This is a genomic window from Kitasatospora sp. NPDC085464 (genome assembly GCF_044541955.1).
Classification (GTDB): Bacteria; Actinomycetota; Actinomycetes; order Streptomycetales; family Streptomycetaceae; genus Kitasatospora.
Window position 1 is genome coordinate 23303 of the sequence record NZ_JBITTM010000004.1, and the last position, 17324, is coordinate 40626.

At 74.6% G+C, this 17324-nt stretch carries 15 protein-coding genes; 10 read left to right on the forward strand and 5 right to left on the reverse strand.

The genetic code is table 11. From position 1 onward, the window contains the following. Positions 1-6: 6 nt before the first annotated feature. Positions 7-930: a LysR family transcriptional regulator gene (locus ACIGG8_RS04595; protein WP_396545796.1), complete on the reverse strand. Its 924-nt coding sequence runs from the start codon at positions 928-930 to the stop codon at positions 7-9. Positions 931-1084: 154 nt separating this feature from the next. Between ACIGG8_RS04595 and ACIGG8_RS04600 the strand changes: the two genes are divergently transcribed. From ACIGG8_RS04600 to ACIGG8_RS04610, 3 genes are all read left to right on the forward strand, one after another. Continuing rightward, complete coding sequence (locus tag ACIGG8_RS04600) at positions 1085-2524, forward strand: MFS transporter (RefSeq protein WP_396545798.1); 1440 nt, start codon at positions 1085-1087, stop codon at positions 2522-2524. Positions 2525-2766: 242 nt separating this feature from the next. Continuing rightward, the gene (locus ACIGG8_RS04605; protein ID WP_396545993.1) at positions 2767-3609 is read left to right on the forward strand and encodes a slipin family protein; all 843 of its coding nucleotides are present in this window, start codon (positions 2767-2769) and stop codon (positions 3607-3609) included. A 222-nt stretch (positions 3610-3831) separates the two neighbouring features. Next, complete coding sequence (locus ACIGG8_RS04610; protein ID WP_396545800.1) at positions 3832-5196, forward strand: FAD-dependent oxidoreductase; 1365 nt, start codon at positions 3832-3834, stop codon at positions 5194-5196. Between the two features lie 168 nt (positions 5197-5364). Here ACIGG8_RS04610 and ACIGG8_RS04615 read toward each other — a convergent pair whose 3' ends face one another. Together ACIGG8_RS04615 and ACIGG8_RS04620 are read right to left on the reverse strand one after the other, a co-directional pair. Next, a complete protein-coding gene (locus tag ACIGG8_RS04615; RefSeq protein WP_350523115.1) occupies positions 5365-5982 on the reverse strand; it encodes a TetR-like C-terminal domain-containing protein in 618 nt (205 codons plus the stop codon). A 216-nt stretch (positions 5983-6198) separates the two neighbouring features. Then, the gene (locus ACIGG8_RS04620) at positions 6199-6795 is read right to left on the reverse strand and encodes a TetR/AcrR family transcriptional regulator (protein WP_396545802.1); all 597 of its coding nucleotides are present in this window, start codon (positions 6793-6795) and stop codon (positions 6199-6201) included. Between the two features lie 470 nt (positions 6796-7265). Here ACIGG8_RS04620 and ACIGG8_RS04625 point away from each other — a divergent pair, with 470 nt between their 5' ends. Then, complete coding sequence (locus ACIGG8_RS04625) at positions 7266-7478, forward strand: hypothetical protein (protein ID WP_396545804.1); 213 nt, start codon at positions 7266-7268, stop codon at positions 7476-7478. 126 nt (positions 7479-7604) lie between these two features. Here the strand turns inward: ACIGG8_RS04625 and ACIGG8_RS04630 are convergent, their stop codons facing one another. Together ACIGG8_RS04630 and ACIGG8_RS04635 are read right to left on the reverse strand one after the other, a co-directional pair. Further along, a complete protein-coding gene (locus ACIGG8_RS04630) occupies positions 7605-9599 on the reverse strand; it encodes a sensor histidine kinase (RefSeq protein WP_396545806.1) in 1995 nt (664 codons plus the stop codon). 238 nt (positions 9600-9837) lie between these two features. Then, positions 9838-10038 carry a hypothetical protein gene (locus ACIGG8_RS04635; protein ID WP_396545807.1) on the reverse strand — a complete coding sequence of 67 codons (201 nt, stop codon included), beginning with the start codon at positions 10036-10038 and terminating at the stop codon, positions 9838-9840. Between the two features lie 333 nt (positions 10039-10371). Here ACIGG8_RS04635 and ACIGG8_RS04640 point away from each other — a divergent pair, with 333 nt between their 5' ends. The 6 genes from ACIGG8_RS04640 (at position 10372) to abc-f (ending at position 17321) form a co-directional block, all read left to right on the forward strand. Next, positions 10372-11760 carry an amidase family protein gene (locus ACIGG8_RS04640; RefSeq protein ID WP_396545808.1) on the forward strand — a complete coding sequence of 463 codons (1389 nt, stop codon included), beginning with the start codon at positions 10372-10374 and terminating at the stop codon, positions 11758-11760. A 127-nt stretch (positions 11761-11887) separates the two neighbouring features. Further along, positions 11888-12763, forward strand: coding sequence for an alpha/beta fold hydrolase (locus ACIGG8_RS04645; protein ID WP_396545809.1), 876 nt, complete (start codon positions 11888-11890; stop codon positions 12761-12763). A 161-nt stretch (positions 12764-12924) separates the two neighbouring features. After that, positions 12925-13392 (forward strand): SsgA family sporulation/cell division regulator, encoded by a 468-nt coding sequence (locus ACIGG8_RS04650; RefSeq protein ID WP_396545810.1) that lies wholly within the window; start codon positions 12925-12927, stop codon positions 13390-13392. Between the two features lie 186 nt (positions 13393-13578). Further along, positions 13579-14466 carry a Bax inhibitor-1/YccA family protein gene (locus tag ACIGG8_RS04655; RefSeq protein WP_396545811.1) on the forward strand — a complete coding sequence of 296 codons (888 nt, stop codon included), beginning with the start codon at positions 13579-13581 and terminating at the stop codon, positions 14464-14466. Positions 14467-14928: 462 nt separating this feature from the next. Beyond that, a complete protein-coding gene (locus tag ACIGG8_RS04660) occupies positions 14929-15246 on the forward strand; it encodes a cytochrome P450 (protein WP_396545812.1) in 318 nt (105 codons plus the stop codon). Positions 15247-15686: 440 nt separating this feature from the next. After that, the gene (abc-f, locus tag ACIGG8_RS04665; RefSeq protein ID WP_396545813.1) at positions 15687-17321 is read left to right on the forward strand and encodes a ribosomal protection-like ABC-F family protein; all 1635 of its coding nucleotides are present in this window, start codon (positions 15687-15689) and stop codon (positions 17319-17321) included. The last annotated feature ends 3 nt before the right edge of the window (positions 17322-17324 follow it).

Below are 17324 nucleotides of genomic sequence, written 5' to 3' on the forward strand. Positions count from 1 at the left end.
GGCCGCTCAGTGCGGCGGCTCGTCGCCCGCCCCGGTGAGCTCCGCGGCCAGCGCGCCCAGGCTCTCCCGCAGCAGCCGCACCAGCGGGTCCTGGTCCCGGCGCGGGTGCCACAGGAGAGTGACCCGCAGCGGCCGCAGCCGGGCGGGGACGTCGACCGGCACGACGCCGAGGCTCGCGCCCGGCTCGCGGACCAGCACGGCGGGGGCGACGGTGACCAGGTCCGTCCGGCCGACCAGCTGAAGCGCGGCGAGGTAGCCGGGGACGACGCAGCGGACGGTGCGGGGCACGCCGGCCTCGCGCAGCTCCCGGTCGAGTGCCTCCTCCGGCCGTCCGCTGCGGGAGACCAGGACGTGCCCGGCGGCGGCGAAGCGCTCGGCGGTCACCTCTCCCCGGGTCAGCCCGTGGTCCGCCCGGACGGCGGCGGTGAGTCCGGCCCGGACCAGGCCGAGCGAGCGCAGGTCCGGGTACTTGGCGGCGTTGACCACGACGGCGAGGTCGGCGGTGCCGTCCCGGACGGCTTCGGCGCCGTCCCGCCCGCCGTCGGAGGCCAGCAGGCGCAGTTCGGCGGCGGGGGCGGCCGCGGCGAGGCGGGCGAGCAGGTCGGCGCTCCTGGTGACGATCAGGTCCTGCGGCGCGACGACGGTCAGGCTGCGGTCGAGCGGGCGGGCCTGACGGTCGAGGAGCTCCTCGGCCTGTTCGAGCCAGAGCCTCAGGCGCGGTCGGAGGTCCACGGCGGCGGCGGTGGGCCGCAGGCCGCGGCCGGAGCGCACCAGCAGCGGGTCCTGGAAGGCGCGGCGCAGCCGGCCGAGGGCGCGGCTGGTGGCCGGGACGGAGAGGTTGAGCCGGTCCGCGGCGCGGGTGACGGAGCTCTCCTGCAGGAGGGCGTCGAGGACCACCAGCAGGTTGAGGTCGACCGAGGACAGTTGCACCAGGTGAAAGTATCAGTTGCCATTTTGCCGATTGCTGCAAATCCGCAGGCCGCCTAGGTTCGAGGCAGAGCGACCGCAGCCCGCCCGACCGGCCCCGCGCCGGGGCGCGCCCCGCCCGTCGCCGCTTCCCGCCTCGACCCGGAAGGGGTCCCCCATGCCGTCCGCCGTGCCCCGACACGTCCACCGGCCGCCGCGCGAACACCGGGTCCTCGGCCCGACCGGCCTGACCGTCGTCTGCGGCGCCTCACTGTTCATCACCAGCCTCGACTCCACCGCGGTGAACGTCGCGCTGCCCACCCTTCGCTCCGAACTCGCGGCCGGGCCCTCGCAGTCGGCCTGGATCGTGGACGCCTACACGCTGACCCTCGCGGTGCTGCTGCTCCTCGCCGGGGCCCTCGGCGACCGCCTCGGGCGGCGCACCATGTTCCGCGCCGGACTGCTCGTCTTCGGCGTCGGCTCGCTGGGGTGCGCACTCGCCGGCAGCCCCGACCAGCTGATCGCCGTCCGTGTCCTGCAGGGCTGCGGCGCCGCGCTGCTCGGCCCCAACGCGCTGTCCACCCTGACCACGGCGATCGAGGACCCGGTGCGCCGGGCCCGGGCGATCGGCTTCTGGGCGGCGATCTTCGGGCTGGCCGCCGCCGTCGGCCCGCTGGTCGGCGGCTCGCTCATCGACGCGCTGGGCTGGCGGTGGATCTTCCTGGTCAACCTGCCGGTGGTGGTCCTCGCGTTGGCCGCGTCGGTGCGCATACCGGAGACCAGGGGCGGTGCGCCCCGTCCGTTCGACCCGGTCGGGCTGGCCCTGGGCGCGGTCGCCGTGTTCGGCGTCACCGAACTGCTCATCCACGGCGCCCACGCCGGCTTCGGCGGCGTCACCCCGCTGGTGTGCGGGGCCCTGGCGGTGGGCGGCGGAGTGGCGTTCGTGGCCGTCGAGAAGGAGCGGGCGCACCCGGTGTTCCCGCTCGCGCTGCTGCGCCGCCCGACCTTCACCGCCGCCACGGTCAGCGCGGTGCTGGCGTTCGCGATCCTCGCCGGTTTCCTGTTCGTGTCCAGCGTGTACTGGCAGCAGCAGCGGCACGCCTCCGCGCTGGAGACGGGACTGGCGTTGCTCCCGGCGACGCTGATGATCGCCGTGGTGTCGCCGCTGAGCGGCCGGCTCCTCCTGGTGGTCGGGGCGCGCCGGCTGCTGGTGGGCTCCGGCCTGCTGCTGGCGCTGGGCGCCGGACTGCTCGCCCTGGCGGCCGGGGGCGACGGCTACCTGCCGTACGCGGCCGGGTACCTCGTGCTCGGGCTCGGCTTCGGCCTGGTCAACCCACCGATCACCAACACCGCGGTGACCGGTCTGCCGGCGCAGCAGGCGGGCGTGGCCTCCGCGCTCGCCAGCACCTCCCGCCAGCTCGGCAGCACCCTGGGCGTGGCCGTGCTGGCCTCGGTCGCAGCCGGTCCGCACCTCGACCAGCGGCGCGCCTGGCTGATCGCGCTCGGACTGGGCCTGGCCGTCGCGGCGATCAACGCGCTGGCCGGCCGCCCGCGCCGCCGGGTCGAGGCCGCAGCGGCACCGGGCGCGAAGCAGCCGGAACGCGCCGGCGCCCGCTGAAGCCCTGTCCGCTGAGGCGCCGTCCACTGAAGTGCCGTCCGCCGGGGCGCGGTCCGCTGACGAGCCGCCTGCTCAGGGCCGTCGGCGCGCGCGGCGGAGCCGGTGGCAAAGATCCGTCAAAACCGGCCCGCACCCGTCTGTCCGGCCCGGCGGGCCGGGAGCATACTGTCCTGCGCGGCTCGCACCGAGCGACAGGGCCCACCCGGACCCGGCCCGGCTGCGCCGCGACGGGGGAGGTCGGAATCGTGGCAGTGGCCGTGATCGTCGCCGTGGTGGTCCTGCTCTGGCTGGTGACCGGTGTGCGGGTGGTGCAGCAGTACGAACGCGGCGTGGTGTTCCGCCTCGGGCGGGTGAGCGGCCGGGTCCGCGAGCCCGGAGTCACCCTGCTGCTGCCGGTGCTGGACCGGATGCGCAAGGTCAACGTCCAGGTCGTCACCATGCCGGTGCCCGCGCAGGAGGGCATCACCAAGGACAACGTCTCGGTCAGCGTCGACGCCGTGCTGTACTTCCGGGTGATCGACCCGATCCGGGCCACCGTGGACGTGCAGAACTACGCCTTCGCCATGCTGCAGGTCGCCCAGACCTCGCTGCGCTCGGTCATCGGCAAGAGCGAGCTGGACGACCTGCTCTCCGGCCGGGAGAACCTGCACCAGGGGCTGGAGGTCATGCTGGAGAGCCCGGCGACCGGCTGGGGCGTGCACATCGACCGGGTGGAGATCAAGGACGTGAGCCTGCCCGACTCGATGAAGCGCTCGATGGCCCGCCAGGCCGAGGCCGACCGCGAGCGCCGGGCCCGGATCATCACCGCCGACGGCGAGTTCCAGGCCGCGTCCAAGCTCGCCGAGGCGGCCACCAGGATGGCCGAGACCCCGGCCGCGATGCAGCTGCGACTGCTGCAGACCGTGGTCGAGGTCGCGGCGGAGAAGAACTCGACGCTGGTGCTGCCGTTCCCGGTGGAGCTGCTGCGCTTCTTCGAGGCCTCCGCCGCCCGGATCGCGGACGGACCGGCCGACGGCGGCAAGACCGCCGGGGCCACGGCACAGCCGCCCGCCGTGCCCGCCCAGACCCCGGCCGACGGGAGCTGACCGTCCACGCGGACCACCCACGCGGACACCACCCACACGCACACCACCCCACGCGGCCGTTCCGGGCACCCGCCCGGCCCGGCCGCCCCGGGTTCCCGCATACCCATAGGTCGTCCCTATGACCCCATAGATCGAAACCGACTACACCCGTGCCCCACCTCGGGGTTGGCTGAACGGGTCCAGACCACCTCCTGCTGCGCACCCACCGGAGGACCGCCCGTCATGCCTCGCCCGATCAGAGTCGCGATCGTCGGAGCCGGCCCCGCCGGCATCTACGCCGCCGACGCCCTGCTGAAGTCCGACGCCGCCCGGACGCCGGGCGTCTCGATCGACCTGTTCGAGCGGATGCCCGCGCCGTTCGGTCTGATCCGCTACGGCGTCGCACCCGACCACCCCCGCATCAAGGGCATCGTGACGGCCCTGCACCAGGTGCTCGACAAGCCGCAGGTGCGGCTGTTCGGCAACGTCGACTACCCCGCCGACCTCGCCCTGGACGACCTGCACCGGTTCTACGACGCCGTGGTCTTCGCCACCGGCGCGACCGCCGACCGTCCGCTGGACCTGCCCGGCGTCGACCTGGACGGCTCCTACGGCGCGGCCGACTTCGTCTCCTGGTACGACGGCCACCCGGACGTGCCCCGCAGCTGGCCGCTGGGCGCCGAGAAGGTCGCGGTGCTCGGCGTCGGCAACGTCGCGCTGGACGTCGCCCGCATCCTCGCCAAGACCGCCGAGGAGCTGCTGCCCACCGAGATCCCCGGGAACGTCCACGAGGGCCTGAAGCACAACCGCGCCCGCGAGGTGCACGTCTTCGGCCGCCGCGGCCCGGCCCAGGCCAAGTTCAGCCCGATGGAGCTGCGCGAGCTGGACCACTCCCCCACCATCGAGGTGATCGTCGACCCCGAGGACATCGAGTACGACGCCGGCTCGATCGCCCAGCGCCGCGCGGTCAAGCACGTCGACCTGGTCGCGGCGACGCTGGAGAACTGGGCGATCCGCGACGTCGGCGACCGCCCGCACCGCGTCTTCCTGCACTTCTTCGAGTCCCCGGCGGAGGTCCTCGGCGAGGACGGCCAGGTGGTCGGGCTGCGCACCGAGCGCACCGAGCCGGACGGCACCGGCAACGTGCGCGGCACCGGCCGCTTCACCGACTGGGACGTGCAGGCGGTCTACCGGGCCGTCGGCTACTACTCGGACGAGCTGCCCAAGCTGCCCTTCGATCCGGTCTCCGGCACCGTCCCGCACACGGCCGGCCGGGTCCTGGACGGCGACGGCTCACACCGCACCGCGACCTACGTCACCGGCTGGATCAAGCGCGGCCCGGTCGGCCTGATCGGCCACACCAAGGGCGACGCCAACGAGACCGTCGCCTGCCTGCTGGACGACCACGCCGCCGGCCGGCTGCCCGGCGCCGCCGAGCCCGACCCGGCGGCGATCGAGGAGTACCTGCGCGGCCAGGGCGTGCGGTACACCACCTGGGCGGGCTGGCAGCTGCTCGACGCCCACGAGCGCGCACTCGGCGAGGCCGAGGGCCGCGAGCGGGTCAAGGTCGTCGAGCGCGAGGAGATGCTCCGCCGCAGCGGGGCGTGAACACCTCCCGCGCCTTCACCGAAAACCTCCGGAATTCCCCCCGGAACCCTCGCCGGTAACCGCACCGGACCGCTCCGGTCGGGATTCCTGCTCGATTCCGGCTTGATTCCGGCCGATTCCGGGGGAGGGAATTCCCGAGGGCCGCTGCCGATCGCCGTACCGCGCCCGTCAGGGGCGGACGATCGGCAGCAGCACCTCGTCCACGATCTCCTCCGGGTCGAGCTGCACCGCGTCCCCGCCGCACATCTTGATCCGGTACAGCATCAGCGCCGGCACCACGTCGGTGACCAGCGGGGTGACCGCCCCCGGGCGGACCTCGCCGCGTTCCGTCCCGCGGTCCAGCACCTCGGCGAGCAGTGCCGTCGTCGGCTCGACCACCCGCTCGAAGACGATCGCCACGAAGGCGTGGGCCCGCTGGTGGTCGAGTTCGCTCATGATCGCCCGGACGGCGGCGCCCAGCTCGCTGAACATGGCGGCGCGCAGCCTGGCCACGACTTCCAGCAGGTCACCGCGGAGACTGCCGGTGTCGGGGGCCGACGCGCCGGGCGGCAGGCTGGCCCTCAGCGCGTCCATCACCAGATCCTCCTTCGAGGACCAGCGGCGGTAGAGCGCGGCCTTCCCGGTCTGCGCGGCGGCGGCCACGCCCTCCATGGTCAGCCGGGCGTAGCCGTCGGTGGTCAGTTGTCGGAGGACCGCCTCGTAGATGGCGCTCTCCAGCGCCTCGCCGCGTCGCCGCAGCGGGGCGCCCGCCACCGGTCCTCGCACGGCATCCGTTTCAGCGGTCATGGCTGCGCACCTTCTCCAGTCGTCCTTCCTCGATCCCATCGGTACACGCGCTCACCCGCGCCGCGGTTCTCCGGACCACCGAATCTCCGTTCGGGGCCGCAGTCGGCGCCCGCGGGCGAGCGGGTTGTCCCGTTCCTCCGGCCATTCCCCGTCACGGGGCTACTGACGATGTTAGTGAACGAACCCGTTCCCTCCCAACCCTGTCACGGGCCGGCGTCAGCGGCCGAGCAGCGACACGGCCAGCTCGCGCAGCGCGTCCGCCAGCCGCTCCCCCTCGCCCTGCTCCAGCAGGCGCAGGATCGGGTCGCTGTGCAGCGCGCCGAGCAGGATGTGGGCGGTGAGTTCGGCGTCCAGCTCCGGCCGCTGCTCGGCGAGCAGGGCGGCGAGGTGCTCGTGCCACGCCCGGTAGACCGGGTGCGCCTCGCGCGGCCCCTGGTCGGGCGAGGGCGGGTTCGCGGAGACCGCGTGGCCGAGCGCGGCCAGCAGGCTCTTGTTGCGGGAGACGACGTCGACCACCGCGTCCAGGAAGGCCAGCAGCCGCTCCCGGGCCGGGGCGCCGGGGCCCAGCGGCGGTGGCCCGCAGCGCACCGCCTCCTCCAGGTCGAAGGCCCGCTCCTGCATCAGCGCCCGCATCAGGCCCATCCGGCTGCCGAAGCGGTGGAAGACGGTGCCCTTCCCCACTCCGGCGGCGGCCGCGACCTGCTCCATCGAGATCTGCTCGGGCCGGTGGCCCGCCAGGAGCTCCTCGGTCGCCCGCAGGATCGCGCGCCGGTTGCGGGTCGCGTCGGCGCGTTCGCGTCGGCCGTCCGTCATCGAGTCCTCTTCCCTGTTCGCCCGGCGCCCCGTGGACACCCGGTCGACACTCCGGCGGACAACTGGACTGCCGGTCCAGTACGGCAGCAGGCAAGAACCTGACCGCCGGTCAAGTTTATCCCGGACCGGCCCACGGGGCGGAAAGGAGGCACCCGCGCGCCGGGTCCGCCACCACCGGCACGGAGCCCCCGACGTCCCGACGCCGACGGAGGCCGACGCCCCGGCCCCCGTCCCGGTCGGATCGCCGCACCGGCTGGCACCGGGTGCCAACTGGCCTACTTGCGGCGAGAGTTCGCCCGGATACGCTTCGAACAGAGGCTCCCCGGTGCCCGCGCCACGAACCGTGAGCGCGCTCCCGCCCGGCGGGACCGGGACGGGACCGTCGCCCCATGCGGACGGGGCGCGACCGGCGGTGGCATGGAGGAGCAGGCCGGCACGACCGACCTGCGAAACCCACCGTGGAGGTCACCATGACCGACAGAACGGCCAGCACGGCGCTGCTGGCGGCCGGTGCCGCGGCGTTCTTCGCCGCGATCAGCGTCGCCGCGGCCGCCCGGGCGTGCAGGTGCCCGGTCGAGCACGGCGCAGGCGGCCACCGAGCGAAGCGCCGACCGCACATCGGGCACGTGCCCGGAGGCGGCGGCCCCAAGGGCCTGTGCCCCAACCCGCCGAACTGCAACTGAACCCGCCATCGATCCCCCGTCCTCGAACCTGGTCACGGATCCCGCCCCCGGAGCGCCCGTCGCGCCGGGGGCGGGCCCGGTCCGGACCGGGCCCGCAGCCGCAGCAGCCCGGCCAGGCGGCCGCGCTCAGCCGCTCGCGGGCCGGCGCGGGAGCACCGCGTGCACCCGGGTGCCGCGCCCGAGGGCGTCCACCGTGCAGCTGCCGCCGATCTCCGCGGCCCGCTCGGACATCGACCGCAGCCCCACCCCGGGATCTGCCGGTCCGCGGCGCCCCGGGCCCTGCCCGTCGTCCTCGACGAGGAGTTCCAGGTCCCCGCCGTCCACCCGCACGGACACCGTGGCACTGCTCGCCCGGGCGTGCCGCAGCACGTTGTTCAGGGCCTCTGCGGTGATCCGGTAGACGGCGACCTCCACGGCGGCGGGCAGCTCCGGCAGCGGGTCCGGCTCCAGCCGGGCCGTGACGGCGAGGTCGTCGCCGCTGAAGGTCTCCGCGAGCCGGCCCAGCGCCCGCGACAGCCCGTAGTCGCCCAGCGCGGTGGGGCCGAGCCGGTCGGTGATCCGCCGAACCTCCCGGACCGCCGTGGCCAGGTCGTCCGAGACCCGCGTCAGCGTGGCCGAGAACATCGCCGGGTCGTCCACCGCGGCCGCCCCCTGCAACCGCAGCCGCAGACCCGCCAGCATCGGTCCGAGTCCGTCGTGGATGTCGCGGCGCAGCTGGCGGCGCTCCTCCTCGCGGGCCGCGACGATCTGCTCGCGGCTGGCCCGCAGGTCCTCCATCAGCTGCAGCGAGGCGACGGCGGGCGCCGCCTGGTCGGCGAGCGAGCGCAGGATGTCGCGGTCGCTGCAGTCGAGGGCCCGCTGGCCCGAGCGCGGCGCGACGGTGAGCCGGCCGATCTCGGCGCCCCGGTGCACCAGGGCGAAGGCCTCGCCGTTGCCGGAGCGGTCGCCGACGGCCGCCAGCGGGCGTTCGCCGCCGCGCGTGGAGACGGTCAACGCCACGCCGGAGAGCCGGAGTTCGTCACTGACCGTGGCACAGAGCACGGCGGGCACGTCCTGCGGGTCGACGGTCTGGCTGACCCGTCCGGCCAGGCTGCGCAGCACCTGGTACGGCTGGGCGCGCGCGCCGTAGTACCAGCGGTCGACGACGCCCGAGGCCCAGCGCACGCCCCGGGGCAGGCCGGCCGCGAGCAGGAAGACGGCGGCGACCAGCAGCAGCGCCCCCGCACCGCGCCGGCCGGGCATCAGCATGGTGGAGAGCACGCAGGCCACCAGCACGAACACCACGACCAGCCCGGCGGCGATCAGCAGCCCGACCAGGACCCGCCGGGCCGCCCGGTCGAGCCGCCAGGAGCCGTCGCGGACGACGATCACGGCCAGGGTGAGCGTCCACAGCGCGGAGGCCACCGCGAACGCGATGTAGGAGGGGGTGCTCTGGTCGTCGAAGTAGTAGCCGAGTTCGGCACCGCCCCACAGCAGGTAGACGCCGAGGGCGATCAGGACGTTCTGCCGGCGGCGCCGGGGCATCCCGCGGGTGCGGGCGAGCGGGACGAGGACCACCAGGACGGTCAGCACCACGAACACGACGAGCTGGGTGAGGTGCAGCCGGTCGTTGAAGGCCCGCAGCCAGCCGGCGACGGCGGTGTCGGCGAGCGGGTTGGGCCGGCCGAACACCGTGGGCTGGTAGACGTAGTAGCAGGCCTGCGGCAGCATCCACAGGGCCACGGCGCCGATCGCGAACCACCACCGGCGGCTCGGCAGCGCCCCGTCGGGCAGGAACAGCGGCAGCGCGTGCCAGAGCGTGCCGCTGACCGTGTAGCCGATCGACGTCAGGACCACCACGGCCCCGACGACGCGCGGATCGTCCACCTCGACCCAGACCGGGGTCTGGGCTGCCAGCGGGACGATCAGCGCCGTGCCGTAGGCGAGCAGCACCCAGCCGAGTTGGTTCCCCGGCCGGTGGGCGTGCAGCAGCACCCCGCCGGCGACGGCGGCGAGGCCGTACCCCAGGACCGCCAGGTGGTGGACGGGCTGGGAGAGCCCGGCGGCCCCCTGGTGGCTCAGGACGTAGCCGATCCACAGTCCGCCGGCCACCAGGCAGACGACGGCGCACACGCCCGCCATGGCCAGTTGGCGCTCCGCCGGGCGGGACCGGGGCCGGGACCGGGGTCGCCGCCAGGCTCTCCGCGCACTCTCCGCAGCCATGAGCACCCCGTCCTCTCCGACGACCCACCGGATGCCAGAAGTCTCCTGCACCCGGTGTCCCGGGCACATGAGGCAGCGGCCCCGGCGGGGCGACGCACCCCGGACGGGCGTCCACCGGGCAGCGGGGAGCCGGGGCGGCGGGGCGGCGGGGCGGGGGCTACGCGCCCAGGTCGACGGCCAGGCAGTTGTAGAACCTCCAGGAGCCCTCGGGGTCGTACGGGTCGCCCGCCCGGCGGCCCGGCGCGGTGTCCACCTCCTCGGTCATGTCCTCGAAGCGGATGCGCTCGGGAAGCCTCCCGTAGCGCGCGTGCCACGCTTCGGCGGCGGGGTCGCGGGTGTGGTCCTCGTCCGTGGCCACTCTCCACTTCGCCGGTCCCGGGCGGCTCCTCGGTGCCGCCGACGACGCCACCAGCGTGCGCGCGCATCCATCACCTGTCAAGCAGGTGATGACGCGGGTGGGCTCCACACCCCGCCGCCCGCACACACGTGTGTGCTCCGCTCCGCCCGGTCCAGGTCGACTCCGGGCCGTCGGCCCGGGCCAACGCCCCACCCGCGGCGCCCAGTTACCGGGTGGTACGGGCCTGACGACACCGCTAGTGTCCCTTTCCGGCGTGGTACCGGCCGGGCCGGCACTGCCCGGCCGGGGCCACGGCGGAGCCGTTCACCCGCACCGTCACAAGGAGACACGTCCATGGTCAACCCGGACCCGACCGGCCGGGGCCGCGCGCAGGAGACGGTGGAGGCAGCGCTCGACCGCGCCGCCGCGACCGAGCACCTCAACGCGTTCATCACGCTCGACACCGAGGGAGCGCTCGCCGCCGCGGCCCGCCACGACGCCGATGGCGGGCGCGGGGCGGAGCAGCAGGGGCAGCAGGAGAAGCAGGAAGATCCGGCCCCCTGGTGCCTCGTCGTCAAGGACAACATCCACGTCGCCGGCCTGCCCAACACCGCCGGCACCCCGGCGCTCGCCGAGTTCGTCCCCGCCACGGACGCACCCGTCGTACGGGCCCTGCGCGCCGCGGGGGCGATCGTCGTCGGCAAGACGAACATGCACGAGCTGGCCCTGGGAGCCACCTCGTGCAACCACGCCTTCGGCGCCGTCGGCAACGCCACCGACCCCGCCCTCTTCGCGGGCGGCAGCAGCGGCGGCACGGCCGCGGCGGTGGCGGCGGGCGTCGCCGACGCCGGGCTCGGCACCGACACCGGCGGCTCGATCACCATCCCCGCCGCCCTCAACGGCATCTACGGCCTGCGCCCCAGCGCCGGGCGCTACCCCTCGGCGGGCGTCACGCCGTTGAGCCCCACCCGGGACACACCCGGCCCGATGGCGAACACCCTGGACCTCCTCCTGACGCTGGACACCGTCGTCACCGGCGCGACCGGGAGCCCGCAGGACCCGGGACGCCGGCTCCGGCTGGGCCTGCCGAGGCACGTGTTCACCGAGGATCTGGAGGGCCCGGTCCGGGCCGCCTGGCAGGACGCCGTCGACCGGCTGACCACCGAACGGACCACCTGGGTCCCGGTGGACACGGCGCACCTGGTCGAGCACGACTCCCGGATCGGATTCCCGCTGGTCTTCGGCGAGTTCGCCGACGCCCTCGGCCGCTACCTCGACGAGCACCGCGCCGGACTCACCCCGGCCGAGGTCCTCGACGCGGTCTCCGCCCCCGTCATCGGCGACATGCTCAAGGCCACCGCCCTGCCCACCGGCCCCGGGTACCCCGGGGACGCCGCCCTCCAGGGGGCGCTCGCCCGGCGCCGCGTGATGCAGGCGGCCTACGAGGACCTGTTCACGGCCAACGGCCTGGACGCGATCCTCAGTCCCACCGTCCCGGTGTGCGCCCGGCCGCTGCACCGCTTCGAGGACTCCCTCCCCCTCAACGGGCAGGACGTGCCCACGTTCTTCACCCTGATCCGCAACACCTCCCCGGCCGCCGTCGCCGGCCTGCCCTCGGTCACGGTGCCCCTACCGGTCACCGCGTCGCCGCCCGTCGGCCTGCAGCTGATCGGGCGCCGGTGGGCCGACCGGGAGCTGCTGTCCGTGGCCGTCCGGGTCGACGCCCTGGTGCGGCGCGGGTAGCCCGCCATCGCGTCACCGCCTTGACAGGTAACGCGACGCCACGACAAACTCATCACCAGTCAAAGCGGTGACGGAGTCGGCACCAGCCGGCCCGGCCATGTCCGGAATATCCGAAAAGGGGTTTGTCGTGGCAAGCATCAAGGGTGGGCGCAAGCGGCTGATGGCGGGTGCGGTCGCAGCGGCCACGGCGGGCCTGGCGCTGTGCGCGTTCACCGCCCCCGGCTCCGCGCTCGGCGCGGGCGGCGCCGCCGGGGCCGGGGCCGACGCCTTCGGCGGCCGCGCCAAGCCGACCGTCGTCCTGGAGCACGGCGCCTTCGCCGACGGCTCCAGCTGGAACGGCGTCATCGCCGAACTCCGCGCCGACGGCTACCCCGTGGTCGCCGCGGCCAACCCGCTGCGCGGCCCCGCCTCCGACGCCGCCGCCCTGCGCACCGTCCTCGACCACATCAAGGGCCCGAAGGTCCTCGCCGGGCACTCCTACGGCGGCACCGTGATCAGTGAGGCCGCCACCGACGACCCCGACGTCAAGGCCCTCGTCTACGTGTCCGCCTTCCTGCCCGCCCCCGGCGAGACCGCCCTGGAGCTCACCAACAGGTACCCGGGCTCCACCCTCCCCGGCGCCCTGGACCCCGTCACCTACCGGCAGGGTGACGGCAGCACCGCCACCGACCTCTACATCAAGCAGGACGCGTTCCGACCCCCGGGTCGGAGGGCACCAGGGTCGACGTCGAGCTCACCCGGCACCCGACCACCGTCAAGGGCAGGATGCTCGCCGCGCTCCTGCCGGTGGCGGCTCCGCCGTCCCTGCGCAAGTCCTTCGCGGGGCCGTTGCGCGCCAAGTGAGCCCCGCCGCAGCCGGGTTCCGCGGGTCCGGCGCGGCGGGAGGACGACCGGAGGGGCCGACAGCCATGCGCTGTCGGCCCCGTCGTCGTGCCCACCGCTCCGGCCCTCCCCGGATCCGGCCCCGAACCGGCCCGGCTCCGGGGAGGAGGCAGTCAAATGACGGTGCCTCCGGCGGGGCCGACTCTGCCCGCCGCACCGCCCCGGCTTCGTGAACGCCCCGCCGCGCACCGCCCTTCGACGGTCAAGTGACCGATGCGCGGGGGCCCACCCCCGGCGGAGAGTGAGGGCCGCACAGTCCGCACCTCGGAGGGGAACCATGCCATGCACCGTGACCGACCACCCCTGCGGGCACACCCGACGGCCGCACACCTGCCGCCCCTGGTCCTGGACGTCGACCGGATGCTCGACGAGTTCACCCGGCTCCCCTCGCGGGCGGAGTTCCGCTTCGACCCGCGGACGCCCGCGGTGATCGCCGTCGAGTTCCTCGCGGAACGCGGGCCGAGCCTCGTCTGGCGGTTCGGCCGCGCGCTCCTGCACGGCGGGCTGACGGCGATGAGCGGCTGCGGCGACGTACGGATGCGGCCGGGCCGGGCCGACGAGCAGCCGTCCTCCTGGCTGCTCCTCGAAACCCCGGAGCTGGAGGCCCTCTTCGAGCTGCCGACCGGACCGCTGGCGGCCTGGCTGGACGCCACCTACCGGATCGTCCCGGCCGAGGCGGAGCTGGAGGGCATCGGCTGGGACGCCTTCCTCCACGGACTGCTCGACCACCCGGGAGCGCCGCCCGAATGAGCCCGCCGGAGACCGGCCGCGAGGATGACTTGCCCGGCCTCTACGTCACCTGCCAGAGTGGTGATACAAGGGGGGTTGTCGTCAGCCCCGGGCGCGGGCGTGCTCACACGTGCGCCTCCGCACCGGCCGCTCCAGGACGACGCTCCACCGCAGGCCGCACACCCGCGGCCGACGAGGAGGATTGACGTGAAGAGCACCAACCCGGTCTTCTCCCGCTGGGGCGCCGCCCGTTTCGCCGCCCCGGCCGAGGCATCGACGCGCCGGCCGGTCCGCACCCCGGCCGGGGGCCCACCGGCGGCCGGCCCCCGCACCGACGGAGCCCCCGCCGCAACGCCCGTCGTTACCCTAGAGCCTGACGCCCAGACAGGCCTGCTGGCCGCCCCGGCCGCCCCCGCGATGACCCTGGACGACGTGGTCGTGCGCACCGCGACGACGCTCGGCACCGTGGTGCTGACCGCGGTGCTCTCCTGGCTCCTCCTGCCCGTCGACGAGGCGGACCTCGGCCGCTCGTACGGGATCGCCCTGGGCGCCGCCGTCGTCGCGTTCGCCCTCGCGATGCTCCAGGCCGTCCGGCGGCTGCCGTCCCCGGCCCTGATCCTCGGGTACGCGGCGTTCGAGGGCGTGTTCCTCGGCGTGATCTCCGGCGCGACCTCGACCTACTTCGCCCCGGGTGCCGTCGTCCAGACCGTCCTCGGCACCTTCGCCGTGTCGGCGGCCGTGCTGGTCGCCCACCGGATGCGCTGGATCCGGGTCACCCGCCGGTTCACCGGCTTCCTCGCCACCGCCGCAGCCGGCTTCCTCCTGCTGCTCCTCGCCGACCTGCTCTTCTCCGCCCTCGGCGTGGGCCACGACCTCGGCGTCCACAGAGGCGTCCTCGGCCTGCTGTTCGGCGCCGTCGGCGTCCTGCTCGGCGCGGGCTTCCTCACCCTGGACCTCCGGCAGGTGGAGGACGCCCTCGCCGAGGGCGTCCCCCGCGAGCAGGCGTGGCTCGCGGCCTTCGGCCTCACCACGACGCTGGTGTGGATCTACCTGGAGGTGCTGCAGGTCCTCACCGTCCTGGACGGCGACGACTGAGCTTCCCCGGCGCCGGAGGGGCATGCGCAGCACGCGCATGCCCCTCCGGCGCGTCCGCGCCCGCACACCCACCTGCCGACCGACCACACACCGGCCCGAACACCGACCACACCGACCCGAACACCGAGCGATCAGGAGACACCTCATGGACACCGACGAGCCCTGCCCGTACCGGGACGGCCGAGTGGTCCTCGATCCCGCCTTCAAGGCGGACGCCCCCGCCCGCTACGCCGCGCTCCGGAAGCTCGGCCCCGTCCACCCCGCCGAGTTCCAACCCGGCCTGACCGGCTGGCTGGTCGTCGGTCACGACCTGGCCCGCGAGGCGCTGACCCACCCGGCCCTGCTCAAGGACGCCACCCCCGCCGCCGGGGCGCTGGCCGCGGCCGGCTTCGTCCTGCACGAGCCCTCGGTCGGGCCAGGCGCGCAGATGCTGGAGGCCGACCCCGAGCACACCCGGCTGCGGTGTCGATCCCCCGGGGGAGCCTGGTCGCGGTCGCCCTCGGCTCCGCCGGACACGACGCCCCGCAGACCGACGGCGGGGGCGCCCCGGCCGGCCTCGACGTGGCCCGGCCCGCCGCCCGTCACCTGGCCTTCGGGCACGGCGTCCACTACTGCCTCGGCGCTCCGCTCGCCCGGTTGGAGGCCGCCGTCGCCCTGCGCACCCTGCTGGCGCGCGTGCCGGAGCTGGACCTGGCCGTCCCGGTGGACTCGCTCGACTGGATCGGCTCCGGAATCATCCGCGGCGTGCGGTCCCTCCCGGTCCGCTACCGCGTCGGCTGACACCCGGCCGGCGCCACCCGCGCACCCGCCCCGGCGCCCCCCGGGCGACGGGAACGCGAAGGGCCCGGCCCGCGCCACGAGGGCGTGGGCCGGGCAGAAGCGGAGGGGACCGGTGCCGTCAGACACCTCGGGGTACCTGCACAGATCGCGACTGACGCTCTGCTGTCAACGCGCCGACGCGGAGGGGCCAGTGGAAAACGGCGGCGGCCTTCGCGGAACAACCTGCTACGCTGCGCGTGACCTGACGTTCGTGTGATCGAGGAGTGGCAGACATGGCGGGTGACGACGACATCTCCGGGTGAGATCCGGATCTGACGGCCACCGGCCGGCGCATCCGAAGCGCCGCCGCCGAAGTGGTCGGCTTCGTCGTACCCCTTTCCCGTGTCTGCCCAGGGCAGCGCTCCAGAGCCCTGCCCTCACCCCCTTTCGAGGTCACCTCCATGTCCGACGCCGCCGTCGTCTGCTCGAACCTCTCCTTCGCCTGGCCGGACGACACCCCGGTCTTCCGCGACCTGTCCTTCACCGTGCCCGCCGGCCGGACCGGCCTGGTCGCCCCCAACGGCTCCGGCAAGAGCACCCTGCTCAAGCTGATCGCCGGTCAACTCGCCCCCGCTACCGGCTCGGTGACGGTCAGTGGCACCCTCGGCTACCTCAGCCAGAGCCTCCCCCTGACCGGGGACCTCACCGTCGCCGAGGTACTCGACGTCGCCGCGGTCATCAGCGCCATCGACGCCGTGGAGTCCGGCGACGTCGACGAGCGGCACTTCACCACCATCGGCGACGACTGGGACATCGAGGAGCGCACCCGCGCCCAGCTCGACCGGCTCGGCCTGGGCCACCTCGACCTGGACCGCAGCCTGAGCACGCTCAGCGGCGGCCAGATCGTCTCGCTCGGCCTCGCCGCCCAGCTCCTCAAGCGCCCCGACGTCCTGCTGCTCGACGAGCCCACCAACAACCTCGACCTGGCCGCCCGGCGGAAGCTCCACGACGTGCTGGCGGACTTCAACGGCTGCCTGCTGCTGGTCAGCCACGACCGCGCGCTGCTCGACCGCATGCAGGGCATCGCCGAACTCGACGGCGGCGAACTTCGCTACTACGGCGGCGACTTCACCGATTACGAGGAGGCCGTGCGGGCCGAGCAGGAAGCCGCCGAGAGGAACGTCCGCAACGCCGAGCAGGAGCTGAAGCGGGAGAAGCGGGAGATGCAGCAGGCCCGCGAACGCGCCGAGCGCCGGGCGAGCAACGCCGCCCGCAACCTCAAGAACGCCGGTCTGCCCCGCATCTTCGCGGGGAACATGAAGCGCGGCGCCCAGGAGTCGGCGGGCCGGTCCGGCCAGGTGCACGCGACCCGCGTCAGCGAGGCCAGGGCCCGGCTCGACGAGGCCGGCCGCGCCCTGCGCGACGAACAGCGGCTGTCCCTGGAACTGCCCGACACCCAGGTGCCCGCCGGGCGCAACCTGTTCCTCGGCGAAGGGCTGCAGGTCCGCCACGGCGGCCGGGCCGTGTTCGCCGACGGAGGTGTCGACCTGAACGTCCGCGGCCCCGAGCGCATCGCGCTCACCGGGCCCAACGGCGCGGGCAAGTCGACCCTGCTGCGCCTGATCACCGGCGAACTCGCCCCGGACGACGGGCTGATCACCCGCAACGACGGCCGGATCGCCTACCTCTCGCAGCGGCTGGACCTGCTCGACCAGGAGCGCACCGTGGCGGAGAACTTCGCCGCCTTCGCGCCCGAGCGGCCCGAGGCGGAGCGGATGAACCTGCTCGCCCGCTTCCTGTTCCGCGGCGCCCGGGCGCACCTGCCCGTGCGGGTGCTCTCCGGCGGGGAGCGGCTGCGCGCCACCCTCGCCTGCGTGCTGTGCGCCGATCCGGCCCCGCAGCTGCTGCTGCTCGACGAGCCGACCAACAACCTCGACCTGGTCAGCGCGGGGCAGTTGGAGAGCGCACTCAACGCCTACCGGGGCGCGTTCCTGGTGGTCAGCCACGACGAGCGGTTCCTCACCAAGATCGGGGTGAACCGCCGGCTGCGGCTGGCCGACGGCACACTGCAGGAGACCGGGGCCCCCGCGGTGTGAACC

What these genes read in the sequence shown, in the direction of transcription:
- abc-f (WP_396545813.1), top strand. Translation starts at nt 15,687, where the DNA reads ATGTCCGACGCCGCCGTCGTCTGCTCGAACCTCTCCTTCGCCTGGCCG.
- ACIGG8_RS04630 (WP_396545806.1), bottom strand. Translation starts at nt 9,599, where the DNA reads ATGGCGGGCGTGTGCGCCGTCGTCTGCCTGGTGGCCGGCGGACTGTGG.
- ACIGG8_RS04640 (WP_396545808.1), top strand. Translation starts at nt 10,372, where the DNA reads ATGGTCAACCCGGACCCGACCGGCCGGGGCCGCGCGCAGGAGACGGTG.
- ACIGG8_RS04625 (WP_396545804.1), top strand. Translation starts at nt 7,266, where the DNA reads ATGACCGACAGAACGGCCAGCACGGCGCTGCTGGCGGCCGGTGCCGCG.
- ACIGG8_RS04615 (WP_350523115.1), bottom strand. Translation starts at nt 5,982, where the DNA reads ATGACCGCTGAAACGGATGCCGTGCGAGGACCGGTGGCGGGCGCCCCG.
- ACIGG8_RS04600 (WP_396545798.1), top strand. Translation starts at nt 1,085, where the DNA reads ATGCCGTCCGCCGTGCCCCGACACGTCCACCGGCCGCCGCGCGAACAC.
- ACIGG8_RS04650 (WP_396545810.1), top strand. Translation starts at nt 12,925, where the DNA reads ATGCACCGTGACCGACCACCCCTGCGGGCACACCCGACGGCCGCACAC.
- ACIGG8_RS04610 (WP_396545800.1), top strand. Translation starts at nt 3,832, where the DNA reads ATGCCTCGCCCGATCAGAGTCGCGATCGTCGGAGCCGGCCCCGCCGGC.
- ACIGG8_RS04620 (WP_396545802.1), bottom strand. Translation starts at nt 6,795, where the DNA reads ATGACGGACGGCCGACGCGAACGCGCCGACGCGACCCGCAACCGGCGC.